General features: G+C 63.9%; 13 protein-coding genes. All 13 read right to left on the minus strand.

Translation table 11 applies throughout. The features are described 5' to 3' along the window. Positions 1–20: 20 nt before the first annotated feature. Positions 21–1,205 carry a lipid-A-disaccharide synthase gene (lpxB, locus tag GGQ64_RS00075; protein ID WP_183797630.1) on the minus strand — a complete coding sequence of 395 codons (1,185 nt, stop codon included), beginning with the start codon at positions 1,203–1,205 and terminating at the stop codon, positions 21–23. After that, a complete protein-coding gene (locus GGQ64_RS00080) occupies positions 1,202–2,080 on the minus strand; it encodes an LpxI family protein (RefSeq protein WP_183797632.1) in 879 nt (292 codons plus the stop codon). Before GGQ64_RS00080 ends, lpxB begins: the two co-directional genes overlap by 4 nt. A 5-nt stretch (positions 2,081–2,085) precedes the next feature. Further along, entirely contained in the window at positions 2,086–2,901 is an 816-nt protein-coding gene (lpxA, locus tag GGQ64_RS00085) for an acyl-ACP--UDP-N-acetylglucosamine O-acyltransferase (protein ID WP_183799057.1), read from the minus strand. Beyond that, positions 2,898–3,365 carry a 3-hydroxyacyl-ACP dehydratase FabZ gene (fabZ, locus tag GGQ64_RS00090; protein WP_183797634.1) on the minus strand — a complete coding sequence of 156 codons (468 nt, stop codon included), beginning with the start codon at positions 3,363–3,365 and terminating at the stop codon, positions 2,898–2,900. Before fabZ ends, lpxA begins: the two co-directional genes overlap by 4 nt. Beyond that, the gene (lpxD, locus tag GGQ64_RS00095; RefSeq protein WP_183797636.1) at positions 3,362–4,423 is read right to left on the minus strand and encodes a UDP-3-O-(3-hydroxymyristoyl)glucosamine N-acyltransferase; all 1,062 of its coding nucleotides are present in this window, start codon (positions 4,421–4,423) and stop codon (positions 3,362–3,364) included. The genes fabZ and lpxD overlap by 4 nt, the downstream gene beginning before the upstream one ends. Before the next feature lie 50 nt (positions 4,424–4,473). Beyond that, on the minus strand, positions 4,474–6,834 hold the full coding sequence (gene bamA, locus GGQ64_RS00100; RefSeq protein ID WP_183797638.1) for an outer membrane protein assembly factor BamA: 2,361 nt from the start codon (positions 6,832–6,834) through the stop codon (positions 4,474–4,476). 231 nt (positions 6,835–7,065) lie between these two features. Further along, the gene (gene rseP, locus GGQ64_RS00105; protein WP_183797640.1) at positions 7,066–8,199 is read right to left on the minus strand and encodes an RIP metalloprotease RseP; all 1,134 of its coding nucleotides are present in this window, start codon (positions 8,197–8,199) and stop codon (positions 7,066–7,068) included. 30 nt (positions 8,200–8,229) lie between these two features. Next, entirely contained in the window at positions 8,230–9,060 is an 831-nt protein-coding gene (locus tag GGQ64_RS00110; protein ID WP_183797642.1) for a phosphatidate cytidylyltransferase, read from the minus strand. After that, positions 9,060–9,803, minus strand: a complete 744-nt coding sequence (locus tag GGQ64_RS00115) for an isoprenyl transferase (RefSeq protein ID WP_183797644.1) — start codon at positions 9,801–9,803, stop codon at positions 9,060–9,062. The genes GGQ64_RS00110 and GGQ64_RS00115 overlap by 1 nt, the downstream gene beginning before the upstream one ends. A 43-nt stretch (positions 9,804–9,846) precedes the next feature. After that, complete coding sequence (frr, locus tag GGQ64_RS00120) at positions 9,847–10,407, minus strand: ribosome recycling factor (RefSeq protein ID WP_183797645.1); 561 nt, start codon at positions 10,405–10,407, stop codon at positions 9,847–9,849. A gap of 53 nt (positions 10,408–10,460) precedes the next feature. Next, positions 10,461–11,183: a UMP kinase gene (gene pyrH, locus GGQ64_RS00125; protein WP_183797647.1), complete on the minus strand. Its 723-nt coding sequence runs from the start codon at positions 11,181–11,183 to the stop codon at positions 10,461–10,463. Between the two features lie 191 nt (positions 11,184–11,374). Then, positions 11,375–12,298 carry a translation elongation factor Ts gene (gene tsf, locus GGQ64_RS00130; RefSeq protein ID WP_183797649.1) on the minus strand — a complete coding sequence of 308 codons (924 nt, stop codon included), beginning with the start codon at positions 12,296–12,298 and terminating at the stop codon, positions 11,375–11,377. A 310-nt stretch (positions 12,299–12,608) separates the two neighbouring features. After that, positions 12,609–13,373 carry a 30S ribosomal protein S2 gene (rpsB, locus tag GGQ64_RS00135; RefSeq protein ID WP_183797651.1) on the minus strand — a complete coding sequence of 255 codons (765 nt, stop codon included), beginning with the start codon at positions 13,371–13,373 and terminating at the stop codon, positions 12,609–12,611. Between the last annotated feature and the right edge of the window lie 47 nt (positions 13,374–13,420).

Here is a 13,420-nt window from a genome sequence, read left to right on the forward strand (position 1 = left end):
AACGCAAAAGGAAAGCCCGGTCAGAACAGACCGGGCTTTTTCTCTTTCAGCAGGGCGACGATGATGTCGGCCGCCTTGTCGCCGGGCACGCGAGCGTCCTGCATGCGGGCGTGGACGAGATCGAAACCCTCCAGCATCGCCTGGCGCTGCAGGGTCGAGTGGGAGAGCTGGACGGCCCAGCGGGCGAGGCACCCGGGGCGGACGGCCTCGTTCAGATATTCCGGGATGACGGCATAGTCGGCGATCAGATTGGGAAGCGCGCCCGTCCAGGTCTTGATCTTTCGCGCCATCAGCCTGGCGATCCAGTCGACCTTGTAGCAGGAGACGACCGGGACGTGCGCCAGCCCCAGTTCGAGCAGGACGGTTCCGGACGCAGCGATCGCCACGTCCGCATCTCGAAAGGCCTGCCACTTCTCGGCTGTGGAAACGGTCGCTGCGGGTTTTTCCGGCCAGTCGGCCACCATGCCGCGAACCAGCGCCTCCTGCCTGGGAACGGTCGGCAGGCGGAACTCGAACGGCACCGGGCCGGCAGAGAGCTCCGCCATCACGTCCTTGAAGGCCGGCAGCAGCCGAGTGATTTCGCCGGACCGGGAGCCGGGAAGAAGCAGGCAGGTGCGTCGCTCGCCGCTGCCGATCGGCGGCACCCTCTTTTGCAATTGTGCCGCCCGCACCGCATTCACCTCGGGATCGCCCGCCAGCCTGTGGCCGACATAGGTGGTTGGCGGCCCGCCCAGGCGCTCCATCACCGCCGGCTCGAACGGCAGGACGGCGAGTACGTGGTCGACATAGGCGCGCATGCGCGGCGCGCGCTCCTCCTTCCACGCCCAGACGCTGGGGCAGACATAGTTGACCACAGGAAGATCCGGCAACTGCCTGCGGACCCGCCGGGCGACGCGGTGGGTGAAATCGGGGCTGTCGATGATGACGAGCATATCCGGCTTCGCCGCAACGATCGCAGCCGCAGTCTCGCGGATCCGTCGGATCAGTTTCGGCAGCTTCGCCAATACCTGCGAGAAACCCATGATCGAGAGTTCGGAATAGTCGAAGAGCGATTTCAGCCCCTGCGCCTGCAGCGCCTCGCCGCCGACGCCGCAAAGTTCGATCACTCCCGGCCATTGCCGGCGGAGCGAAGCGACGAGATCGCCTCCGAGAAGATCGCCGGAAACCTCGCCGGCGATGACGGCAAGCTTGAGCGGACGGGTCATGGTCGCGCTCCGGCGTCCCGCGGCAGGATGCCGGTGACGAAGAGGCCGGCGCGGTCGGCTTCCTCGATCAGCGCCGCCCGGTCGAGCACCAGCGAGCGGCCCGCCTCACAGGCGATGCCCGCAAGCCCTGCCTCCGCCGCACGCCGCACCGTGTCGACGCCGATCGACGGCAGGTCGGCGCGACGGTCCTGGTTGGGCTTGCACAGCTTGACGAGCACGCCCTTGCGGCGGCGCGAAATCCGGCCCTCCCGCCTCAGGCTCGCCACCCGCTCCAGCATGAGGTCGGTTCCCTCGGCGCCTTCGAGGGCGATCACCCTTCCGCCGACGGCGACCGCCCCCTGCCCGACGTCGAGCGAGCCGAGCGCGAGCGCTGCAGCCGAAGCCGCCGCTATGTCGCGCGCAGCCTCGTCGTCCGGCTTGACGGCGCCGATCGGTCCTTCCGCGGCCAGGAGCTCAGGCGCGATCTCGTCCGCACCGACGACGCGCACGCCGTTCGCCTCGATCAGCCGGATCACCATCTTCAGCACCGTGTCGTCGCCGCCGTTCAGCAGCGTGCGCACGATACCGGGCACCTGCATCAGCGTGCGGACGGTGGGCCGGATGTCGCGCCATTCTGGCCGGCGCCGGACCGAGCCGGACAGGACGGCGCGATCGATGCCTTCGGTGGAGAAGATGCGGCTGATGCCGGCATAGTCGCCGACGCCGACGCCGGCATGGTCGAATTCCGACCAGTCCTGCTCGGCCTCGTTGCTCAGAGCGAGAATGAAGGGATCTTCGCCGTGCAGCCTGGCAGCGCGCGCGACGTGGATCGGCAACAGGCCACCGCCGGCGATGATGGCCAGCCGCTTTGCGCCTTCCGGCCGGCGCTCCGACATGATGATCAGGCCTTGCCGCGGTTCGGCGAGGAGAGCGCGCGATCGCTGTCCACTGCGATGAAATCGAGGATGTGCATGGCCGGAACGCAGTCCGCATACTCCTCGCGAATGGCCGCCGCATTGTTGCGGATCGATCCTTCACCCTCGAAGATTTCCTTGAACGCCCGGCGGACACGATGGATCGTCGCCTTGTCCATGCCCGAGCGCGACATGCCGACGACGTTGATGCCGCCGAGGATGCCCGGATTGCCGTTCAGCATCCCGTAGGGAATGACGTCGTAGGCCACGGCCGATAGTCCGCCGACGAAGGCGTGGCGCCCGACGCGCGCGAACTGGTGCACAGCCGAGCCGCCGCCCAGAATGGCGCGATCCTCGACCGTCACGTGACCGGCCAGCATGACGTTGTTGGACAGGATGATGTTGTTGCCGAGGATGCAGTCGTGGGCGATGTGCGAATAGGCAAGGAACAGGTTCTCGTCGCCGACGACCGTCTTGCCGCCGCCACCGGCGGTGCCGGTGTTCATCGTCACGCCTTCGCGGATGGTATTCCGCTCGCCGACGGTCAGCGTGGTGTCCTCGCCGCCGTGATGGATGCTCTGCGGGTCTCCGCCGATAACGGCCGAGGGAAAGATGCGCGTGCCGCGGCCGATCGTCGTGCGCCCAGTGACCACGACATGGGTCAGAAGCTCGACCTCATCGCCGAGAACGACATTCGGCCCCACATGGCAGAAGGGGCCGACGGCGACGTTCTCCCCGATCACCGCCCCGTCTTCGACGACGGACAGCGGATGGATCCTGGCACTGGCTGCAATCATGTTCAGACGGCTTCCTTGTTGACGATCATCGCGCCGATATCAGCTTCCGCGACAAGTTGCCCATCAACTTTTGCGTCGCAGTGAAACTTCCAGATATTCCCGCGCTGCTTCTGCTTGACGACATGGTACTCCACCCGGTCGCCGGGGATGACCGGCTTGCGGAAGCGGGCATTGTCGATCGTCATGAAATAGACGAGGTTGGTGCCGGAGCCGGTCTTGCGCGCACAGATCGCGCCGGCCGTCTGGGCCATGCCCTCGATCAGGAGCACGCCGGGCATGATCGGCTGGTCCGGGAAATGCCCGGTAAACTGCGGTTCGTTGACCGTCACGTTTTTGATGCCGATCGCGGAATTGTCGCCGTCGATCTCGATGATCTTGTCCACCAGCAAGAACGGGTAACGGTGCGGCAGCAGCGTCAGGATATCCTTCAGTTCAGCGACGCCCAGGGCCTCCCTCTTTTCCTCGCTCATTCCTTCTCACCCGTTTTCTTTCGATTGTTTATCCGCATCGTCATCTCGGCGACGTCCCGAAGGAAGTCACGCATCGGCCTGGCCGGTATCCCGCCATAGCGCTGACCGGCAGGAATGTCGGCGACGACGCCGCTCATAGCGGCGATCTGCACGCCATCGCCGATGGTGATGTGTCCGTTCACGCCCGTGGCGCCGCCGATCATCACGCCGTCGCCGATGCGCGTGCTGCCGGCGATCCCGACCTTGCTGACGATGCCGCAATGGCGGCCGATCCGAACGTTGTGGCCGATCTGCACCTGGTTGTCGATCTTGGTCCCCTCGCCGATCACGGTATCATCCATCGTACCCCGGTCGATCGTCGTGTTGGCCCCGATCTCCACGTCGTCCTGAATGATGACGCGCCCGACCTGCACAATCTTGATCATGCCGCCCTTCGGACCCGGGCCGTAGCCGAAGCCGTCCTGGCCGATGCAGGCACCCGGGTGAAGGATGACGCGATTACCGATCAGCGCGCACTGGATCCGGGCACCGGCAGAAATCGTACAGTCACGTCCGATCCGTACGCCGGAACCGATCGTGACGCCGGGGCCGATCTGCGTGCCCTCCCCGATCTCGACGTCGGCGCCGATCACCGTCATCGGCTCCACGACGACGCCCGCCTCCAGACGCGCGGTCGGATCGACATAGGCTAGCGGCGAGATGCCGGCGGGCTCGGACGTGGTCAATGCCGGACGCATCGCCTCGGGTTGCAGGATCTCGCCTGCGAGCGCAAACGCCATGTGCGCCCGCTTCGTCTGCAAAACGGTGACGTGATCCGGCACGAGCGACACGAGCGAAGGATCGCAAAGGATGGCGCTTGCCTGGCAGGTCTCGAGCTCTGCCTTCGCCTTGCGCGACAGCAGGTAGCAGAGGTCGCCCTCCTTCGCCCGATAGACGGGCGAAACGTTGCGCACCAGCCGGGCACCGGCAGTCGGGTCAAGAAGTTCCGCCCCGAGGCGATTCGCCAGATCATCCAGGCGAACGCCTTCATGCGGCGGAAAGAACCAGTTTTGTTCCATCAGCATAGACTCCAGAACAGTCCGTTGTCAGCAGTTCTGGACTGCTTGGATCAGAAGGTCGACGAGATGCCGAACTTGAACCGCTGCGTTTCGTCGAAGTCTTCCTTCACGACCGGGATCGCGTAGTCGACGCGCAGGGGACCGAACGGCGAAGACCAGATCAGGCTGGCGCCGAGCGATGCCCGCCAGGACATGCTGGTGCCCTCGACGTCGTCGTCGCCGATATCGACCTTGTTGCCATAGAGCGTGCCGGCATCGGCGAAGAATGCGCCACGGAAGCCGGCATCACGCGCAACGAATGGCAGCGGGAAGCTCGTTTCCGCCGAGACCGTGAAATAGGTCGTGCCGCCGATCTCGTCGCCGTTCGCCATGCGCGGACCGATGCCGCCGCTCTCGAAGCCGCGAAGGTCGTTGGCGTTCAGCTGGAACTGGTCGAAAACGTGTAGGTCGCCGCTGGTCGGGGTCATGTAGCCGGCACCTGCCGACAGCGATCCGATGATGTCTGCATCTTCCAGCAGCGTGCGGAAATAACGTGCCTTGCCGTAGATCTTGTAGAAATCCGAATCACCGCCCACACCCGCGAATTCCTGGGTGAAGGTCGCGTAGACGCCGTCACGCGGCAGCTTGCGGTCATCCAGGGTATCGAAGGTCATCGAGTGCGAGATCGAGGAGCGGACCCATGGGCTGCCGTCGACGGCATCCCAATAGGGACGCGACAGGTCGCGGTCTTCCGGCGCCTTGGCCAGGTCCTCTTCCTCGTCGACGTTCGTGCTGTAGTCCATCTTCGTATAGTTGTACCGCAGCGTCGTCGACAGGTCCTCGGTGATCGGCGCGGTGACGCGAAGCGTGAAGCCCTGGTTGTCGACGTCGTAGAAGTCTTCGGAGTTGTCCTCGTTCCGGAACAGGTCGAAGCCTGCGGCCAGTCGGTAGCCTAGGAAATAGGGCTCGGTGAAGTTCAGGCTGTAGTTACGCGAATCGTCGCCACCGCCGGCGGCGATGCGGATATACTGCCCACGACCGAGGAAGTTCTTCTCTTCGATAGAGGCTTCGAGCTTGAAGCCGCCGTCGTTGCCCGTCGTGTAACCAGCGCCGATGCCGAAGGTACCGGTCGACTGGTCCTGAACGTCGACGACCAGGACGACACGGTCGGCGGCACTGCCCGGCGCGGTCGTGATGTTGACCGACGAGAAGAAGCCGAGAGCATCCAGGCGGCGCTTGGCGCTGTTGATCACTTCCTGGTTGAAGGCGTCGCCTTCGCTGATGTCGAACTCGCGGCGAATGACGAAATCGCGCGTACGTGTGTTGCCGCGGATCTCGATGCGCTCCACATAGGCGCGCTCGCCCTGGTCAACGAGGTAGTCGACCGCGATCGTGTGGTTTGCGAAGTCGCGATTGCCCCGCGGGGTGACACGGGCAAAGGGATATCCGCGCGCGGCAACCACGCGCGAAATCTGGGACATCGAATCCTGGACGTCGTTGGCGCGGTAGACGTCGCCGGCACGCGATTCGACAAGACCCTTCAGCTGTTCGCCATCGACGCCTTCGACGGTCGATTCGACCGTGATGTCGCCGAACTTGTAGCGCTCGCCTTCCTCGACCGTGAAAGTGATCGCATATTCGTTCGTGCTCTCGTCCAGAAGGGCTTCCGAGGATACGATCTGGAAATCGGCGTAGCCATGGTTGAAGTAGAACTGGCGCAGCGCCTCTTCGTCGGCGCGAAGCTTCATTTCGTCATAGACGTCTTTGCGCGTCAGGAACGACAGCGGGCCGGACTTCTTGGTGTTGACGACGGAGCGCAGGCGGCCGTCACTATAGGAATTGTTGCCGACGAAGTTGATCGCCGAGATCTTGGTACGGTCGCCTTCGTTGATGACGAAGGCGAGGTTCACGCGGCCGTTGCCGACGTCGTAGGTCTGGGTCGTGACCGTCGCGTCACTGCGGCCGATCGCGGCATAGGCATCCTTGATCGCCTGGATATCGCTCTCGACGGTCGTTTCGCTGAACGGACCGAGCGACTGCGAGCGGACGACGCCTGCAAGCTTGTCGTCCTTGATCTTGCGGTTGCCGTTGAAGACGACCTGGTTGATCAGGCGGTTCTCGTCGACGACGACGACGAGGGTGCTGCCGGAAACGCTGATGCGGACATCCGAGAAATAGCCGGTCGCAAACAGCCGGCGCACGGAGGCGTCGATATCGGAATTGCTGAAGGTCTTGCCCGGCTGGATCGTGAGATTGGAGCGAACGGTTTCAGCGCTGACACGATCGCCGCCGCGGACATCGATGCGCTGGATAACAGCGGCTTCTGCGGCACTTACGGCAACGAGCGAGACGGCTGCTCCACCAGCCACCACCATGCTCGTGGAAAGGGCAACGGCAGACACCGCGTTCAAAAATCTTGAACCAGCTTTCATTTTCACAACTTACCTTTGTTTCAATGTCCCGCGGCGAACTCGAAAACCCGACTCCGGTCACGATGCCGTTTTAACCGCTTTTGCCATACAAGCAAGCACGCCCGTTAATTTCTGTTTACTTCGATTCGAACCGTGGCCCATAGGCCACTAAAGCTTTCAAACACAGTAAACAGGACCTTAGCGGCACCCCTGCTCCGCCCTTGCTTCCGCGCCTGAAATACTCGCGCAGGCTTACCCGAGCCTACCGAAAGTATCGTTCCAGGTCGCAAACACCGTCAGCATCAGGATCAGCGCCATTCCGATGCGAAAGGCGATCTCCTGCGTCCTCGGGCCGACGGGCCGTCCGCGAAGGGCTTCAACCGCATAGAACATCAGGTGCCCCCCATCAAGTACCGGAACGGGCATTAGGTTCAAAAGTCCAATGGAAACAGACAGAACGGCGGCAAGTTGAAGCAGCGCTGCAACACCGAGGGTCGCCATCTGCCCCGAGGCCTGCGCCACCCGGATCGGTCCGCCGATCTGATCGGCCTTCATGCGGCCGGTGACGACGTTCGCCAGATAGTCGAAAGTGCCGGTGACGATATACCAACTTTGCAGCGCGCCCTGCCCGATCGCCTGCAGCGGACCGTATTCCACCACGCGGAAATTGCCCGTTGCCTCGTTCGTCACGATGCCGATGACGCCGACCTCCATCTTGTTTCCGAACTGGTCGGAAAGCTCCGTGCGCTGCGGCACCATGCGCAGGTCCTGGCTCTCGCCGTCACGTCGGATCGTGACCACGATCGGCACCTCCGGACGCACGCTCACATAGCGGCGGACATCGTCGAAGGTCCGCACCGGCGCACCGTCGATGGAAACCAGCAGGTCGCCCGGCAGGATGCCCGCGGCAGCCGCGGCACTCGATTCGCGAACCTCCGCGACCACCGGATCGGCCACCTGCCTGCCGTAGGTCGCAAACGTCACGCTGAAGATGGCGATCGCGAGGACGAAGTTGGCGATCGGTCCGGCCGCGACGGTCACCGCGCGCTTCCACAGCGCCGCGCCGAGGAAGGTCCGCGACCGCTCCTCATCCGTCAGGCCGCCCAGCTTGTCGTAGTCCGGGGTGGATGCGGCATCCTCGTCACCGTGGAACTTGACGTAGCCGCCGAGCGGAATGGCGCAGAGCTTCCATCGGGTTCCATGGCGATCGTTGAAGCCGGCGATCTCGGGCCCGAATCCGACGGAAAAGGCGGTGATGCCGATGCCGCACCAGCGCCCGGCGAGATAGTGCCCCATCTCGTGGATGAAGACGATCAGAGTCAAAACGACCAGGAACGGAATGATCGTGCCGGTCACGAGGCCGAACGCTTGCTGCAACAGTTCCATATCTGCGATGGGCTCCCTGGAAAGCTGGCGTCAAAGGCCAAGAAGAAATGCGCCCGTCGATGCGGACTGCTGCCCCGACAACATTGCCGCCAGACTCAGCAGAAACGCCGCGAAACAGGCGAAAACAAGACCATCCACCCGGTCCATGACGCCACCGTGACCCGGGATCAGGCGGCTCGAATCCTTGACGCCGAACCGGCGCTTGATGAAGGATTCAAACAGGTCCCCGACCTGGCTGAAGACGGACAGGATGAAGGCGACAAGCGGGATCCACAGCCCGATCGACGGGAAGAAGCAGAGATAGAGTAAACTGCCGGCGACGATCGCCGAGATCGTGCCTCCGATCGCGCCGGACCACGTCTTGCCCGGCGAGATCGGCGGAGCAAGCTTCGGTCCGCCGATCGCCCGGCCGACGAAATAGGCGAGGATATCGGTCGCCCACACGACCGCGAAGACAAACAGCATGGCGATCAGGCCGGTGGCGTCGCCGCCACGGATGGCGGCGAGCGAAATGGCCGTCAGCCCGGCATAGGCGATCCCGCCCGAAAGCCAGAAGCTCCGCTTGAAGGCCACCGCATGGATCGCCGACAGTACCACCGCACCCGCAACGGTGACGAGCGCGAGTTCCTCCTCGGCGTAGACCACCATGGCGGCGACGGCCAAAGTTGCGGCCCAGCCGAAGGCGTTGCCGCGCACGTCGGCCTCGGCGAGACGCGTGATCGTCGACCATTCGTAGTAGACCAGAAGGGCGATGAGGGACGACAGCAGCCGGAACGGCAGGCCGCCGGCCCAGGTGGCAGCAAGCACGACGGCAGCGAGAACGATACCGGATACGATGCGAAGCCGCAGCTCTGTGCTCATCAGGAGCCCACTGCCAGTGTCGGCGCGGGCACGCCGCCGAAGCGACGCTCGCGGCCGGCATAGTTCGCCAGCGCCTGCAGGAAGGTCGCCCGCGAGAAATCCGGCCAGAACTCGGGCACGAACATGAGCTCCGCATAGGCCGCCTGCCAGAGCAGGAAATTCGACAGGCGCTCCTCGCCGCTGGTGCGGATGATGAGGTCCGGATCGGGGATGCCCGCCGTGTCCAGGCGCGCGCTGATCAGTTCGGACGTGACCTGCGCGGGGTGAATAAGCCCGATCGAGACATCTCCGGCAATCGAACGCACGGCCCGGGCGATCTCGTCGCGGGCGCCATAGTTGAAGGCGATCACCAGCGTGATCGATGTGTTGTCCCGGGTCTTCTCCTCCGCCTCCAGCAGCAGCGGCAGGATGTCGTCACGCAGGTTGGAGCGGTCGCCGATGACCCGGATCCGCACGTTTTCCTTGTGCAGGGTCGCGAGATCCCGGCGGATGAAGGTCTTCAGCAGGCCCATGAGGTCGGAGACCTCGCTCTCCGGCCGGCTCCAGTTCTCGGACGAAAACGCAAACAGCGTCAGGTATGCGACGCCCGCGTCGGCGGCGGTGCGCACCGCTTCGCGCACGGACTCCACTCCCTTGCGATGCCCCATGCTTCGCGGCAGGCCGCGAACATTGGCCCAGCGCCCGTTGCCGTCCATGATGATGGCAACGTGGTTGGGTATGTTCTTCAAAGCATGATGGGTCATCGACGATCCGTGGACGAAAGCGGGAAACCGGGCAAGCCTGCGCTCAGACCTGCATGATTTCCTTTTCCTTCTCGGCAAGCAAGCGATCGACTTCGGAAATCATGTCGTCCGTCATCTTTTGAACTTTTTCGGACTGGCCGCGGCTGATGTCCTGGCCGATATCGCCATCCTTCTCGGCTTTTTTCAGGTCGTCCATGCCGTCGCGGCGCACGTGACGAACCGCCACCTTGCCCTTCTCGGCATAGTCGTGGGCGATCTTGACGAGCGAGCGGCGGCGCTCCTCGTTCAGCTCCGGCAGCGGTATGCGCAGGTTCTGGCCGTCGATGATCGGATTCAACCCGAGATTGGATTCGCGGATCGCACGGTCGACCGCACCCACCATCTGCTTGTCCCAGACCGAGACGGCCAGCATGCGCGGCTCCGGCACGGTGATATTGGCAACCTGGTTCAGCGGCATGCGCGATCCATAGGCTTCCACCGTCACCGGGTCGAGAACGTTGGCCGAAGCGCGGCCGGTGCGCAGCGAAGCAATATCGTGCTTGAACGCGGAAAGGGCACCATCCATGCGGCGCTTCAGTTCCTTCAGGTCAACACCTTCACTCATAGCTTGGGACTCCCGTTATAGGGAAACGGCGCGTCTTGTGCGCCGTTTCGGAATCAATTGTCGGATACGATGGTCCCGCGACCGCCGCCGGTCAATATTTGTGCAAAACCGCCCTTCTCGTGGATGGAGAAGACGACGATCGGGATCGCGTTCTCGCGGGCGAGCGCGACGGCTGCGATATCCATGACCGCAAGGCCTTTCTCGAGCACCTCGCCATGCGTCAGCCGGTCGAAACGGGTGGCGTCGGGGAATTTCTTGGGATCTGCCGAATAGATGCCGTCGACCTGCGTGCCCTTGAAGATGGCCTCGGCGCCGATCTCGGCGGCGCGCAGTGCTGCGGCTGAATCGGTGGTGAAGAACGGGTTGCCGGTGCCGCCGGCAAAGATCACCACGCGGCCGAGCGACAGGTGATAGAGCGTCGCCCGTTGCGAAAAGCTCTCGCAGATTTCCGGCATGGCGATGGCGGAGAGAACGACGGTGTCGATGTCGAGCTTGCGCAGCGAGGTCGCCAGCGCCAGCGCGTTGATCACGGTCGCGAGCATGCCCATGTGGTCGCCGGTGACACGATCGCCGCCCTTGGAGGCCACGGCGACGCCGCGAAAGATGTTCCCGCCACCGACGACGACACCCACCTCGACCCCCAGCGCCCGCGCCTCGGCGATGTCGGAGGCGATGCGGTCGGCGACGGCGACGTCGATGCCGAAGCCCTGCGAACCCATCAACGCCTCGCCCGAGGCTTTCAGCAGAACGCGTTTGTAGATCGGTTTGGCGGACATTGGCGCTCCTGGTGGTTGAACTGGACATCGCGGCGAGGCGGATGAGGCAACAGCGGCATCGTCGCGCGGCAGCGCTCGAGACGCCTTGGGCCTCGCCGTGAGCCGGATACACGAAGGGCACCGCGTTGTCACGCGATGCCCCCCGTCCTTTTCCAAAATCCCTGTTCTTTTCCCAAATCGGGTAAAGAAAATCAGCCCTTGGCGACAGCTGCCACTTCGGCTGCGAAGTCGCTTTCTTCCTTCTCGACGCCTTCGCCGAGCAGGAGGCGGGCCATGCCGGTGACTTCGATCGGGGCGCCGGCGAGCTTTTCAGCGTCCTTGATGGCCTGCCCGACCGTGATTTCCGGGTTGATGACGAAGGCCTGCGAGAGAAGGGCGACTTCCTCGAAGAACTTGCGCATGCGGCCTTCCACCATCTTCTCGATGATGTTGTCCGGCTTGCCCGAAGCGCGCGACTGTTCGATGAACACGTTGCGTTCGCGCTCGGCAACAGCCGCATCGACCTCTTCCGGGCGGATGGCCAGCGGGTTCGTGGCAGCGATGTGCATGGCGACCTGGCGGCCGACCGAATAGAGCACTTCCTTGTCGCCGATCGACTTCAGCGCGACGAGGACGCCGAGCTTGCCGATGCCGTCGCCGGCAGCGTTGTGGATGTAGGTGGCGACGACGCCGTCCTCGACCTTCAACAGAGCGGAACGACGCAGCGTCATGTTCTCGCCGATCGTGGCGATCGCGTCCTTGATCGTGTCCTCGACGCTCTTGCCGGTGGCCGGGTAGGTCGCCTTGGCGATCGCCTCGACGGTGCCGTCGGTGGTCAGCGCGACGTTGGCGACGCCGCGGACGAGTTCCTGGAAGGCCTCGTTGCGGGCGACGAAGTCGGTCTCCGAGTTGATCTCGACGGCCACGGCCTTGACGCCGCCGCTGACGATGCCGATCAGGCCTTCAGCTGCGGTGCGGCCGGACTTCTTGTCGGCCTTGGCGATGCCCTTGGCGCGCAGCCAGTCGATCGCGGCTTCCATGTCGCCATTGGTCTCGTTGAGAGCCTTCTTGCAATCCATCATGCCTGCGCCGGACTTCTCGCGCAGTTCCTTCACCATTGCTGCAGTGATTTCCATCGTCTCGCCTCTTTGCGGGTTCTGCGCCTCGTCTCGCGGAAATCGGAAAATTCCCGCACGACAATGGCGCGATTTCATGTTTTCGGCAGCACTCTCGCAGCGTCCCGCGGACGCCCGGCGCGTGCGGCAGCCAATCCACCGTGCGTGTGACAGGATGATGACGAATCAGCACCCCGCTGCGCCATTAACGCGCGGACATCGCGCGCATCTGTGGCAAAAGAGACAAGGCCGTTCGACCCTCCTGGGAGGTAAACGGCCTTGTCCAGATCCTTCAATGGACGTTCAGGAGCGCTCTTCGCGCCCTGTCCTGTCAGGCCTGGGCGTCGTCCAGGGCCGGCTCGACCGGGGTCTCGGCGGAGGCGCCAAGGTCGCGGCCGGACGAGCTCTGCTGACGTGCGATACCGTCGATGGCAGCGCGCGCGATCAGGTCGCAGTAAAGGGCGATGGCGCGCGAGGCGTCGTCGTTGCCCGGGATCGGGAAGTCGATCGGGTCCGGATCGCAGTTCGAATCGATGATGGCGACGACCGGGATGCCGAGACGCTTGGCTTCCTGGATGGCGATCGACTCCTTGTTGGTGTCGATGATGAACATCAGGTCCGGCGTGCCGCCCATGTCCTTGATGCCGCCGAGCGCCTTGTCGAGCTTTTCGCGTTCGCGCTCGAGGTTCAGGCGTTCCTTCTTGGTGAAGCCCGAAGCTTCCGAAGACAGGATTTCGTCGAGCTTGCGCAGGCGCTGGATCGAGTTGGAGATCGTCTTCCAGTTCGTCAGCATGCCGCCGAGCCAGCGGGCGTTGACGTAGTACTGGGCCGAACGCTTGGCGGCGTCGGCGATGATTTCCGAAGCCTGGCGCTTGGTGCCGACGAACAGGACGCGACCGCCACCGGCGACGGTGTCGCTGACGACCTGCAGCGCGCGGTGAAGCAGCGGCACGGTCTGGGCGAGGTCGATGATGTGGACGTTGCTACGATCGCCGAAGATGTAGGGCTTCATCTTCGGGTTCCAGCGGTGGGTCTGGTGGCCGAAGTGAACACCAGCTTCCAGAAGCTGGCGCATGCTGAAATCAGGCAATGCCATGCCTTTTTCTCCTTTTCCGGTTGAACCTCCGCAAGGCGAACAGCAGG

Source organism: Mycoplana azooxidifex (assembly GCF_014196765.1).
Classification (GTDB): Bacteria; Pseudomonadota; Alphaproteobacteria; order Rhizobiales; family Rhizobiaceae; genus Mycoplana; species Mycoplana azooxidifex.

Bases quoted from the DNA above. Each gene is read 5' to 3' on its own strand.
- lpxB (WP_183797630.1), bottom strand. From the start codon at position 1,205: ATGACCCGTCCGCTCAAGCTTGCCGTCATCGCCGGCGAGGTTTCCGGC.
- GGQ64_RS00080 (WP_183797632.1), bottom strand. From the start codon at position 2,080: ATGTCGGAGCGCCGGCCGGAAGGCGCAAAGCGGCTGGCCATCATCGCC.
- fabZ (WP_183797634.1), bottom strand. From the start codon at position 3,365: ATGAGCGAGGAAAAGAGGGAGGCCCTGGGCGTCGCTGAACTGAAGGAT.
- lpxD (WP_183797636.1), bottom strand. From the start codon at position 4,423: ATGGAACAAAACTGGTTCTTTCCGCCGCATGAAGGCGTTCGCCTGGAT.
- bamA (WP_183797638.1), bottom strand. From the start codon at position 6,834: ATGAAAGCTGGTTCAAGATTTTTGAACGCGGTGTCTGCCGTTGCCCTT.
- rseP (WP_183797640.1), bottom strand. From the start codon at position 8,199: ATGGAACTGTTGCAGCAAGCGTTCGGCCTCGTGACCGGCACGATCATT.
- GGQ64_RS00110 (WP_183797642.1), bottom strand. From the start codon at position 9,060: ATGAGCACAGAGCTGCGGCTTCGCATCGTATCCGGTATCGTTCTCGCT.
- GGQ64_RS00115 (WP_183797644.1), bottom strand. From the start codon at position 9,803: ATGACCCATCATGCTTTGAAGAACATACCCAACCACGTTGCCATCATC.
- frr (WP_183797645.1), bottom strand. From the start codon at position 10,407: ATGAGTGAAGGTGTTGACCTGAAGGAACTGAAGCGCCGCATGGATGGT.
- pyrH (WP_183797647.1), bottom strand. From the start codon at position 11,183: ATGTCCGCCAAACCGATCTACAAACGCGTTCTGCTGAAAGCCTCGGGC.
- tsf (WP_183797649.1), bottom strand. From the start codon at position 12,298: ATGGAAATCACTGCAGCAATGGTGAAGGAACTGCGCGAGAAGTCCGGC.
- rpsB (WP_183797651.1), bottom strand. From the start codon at position 13,373: ATGGCATTGCCTGATTTCAGCATGCGCCAGCTTCTGGAAGCTGGTGTT.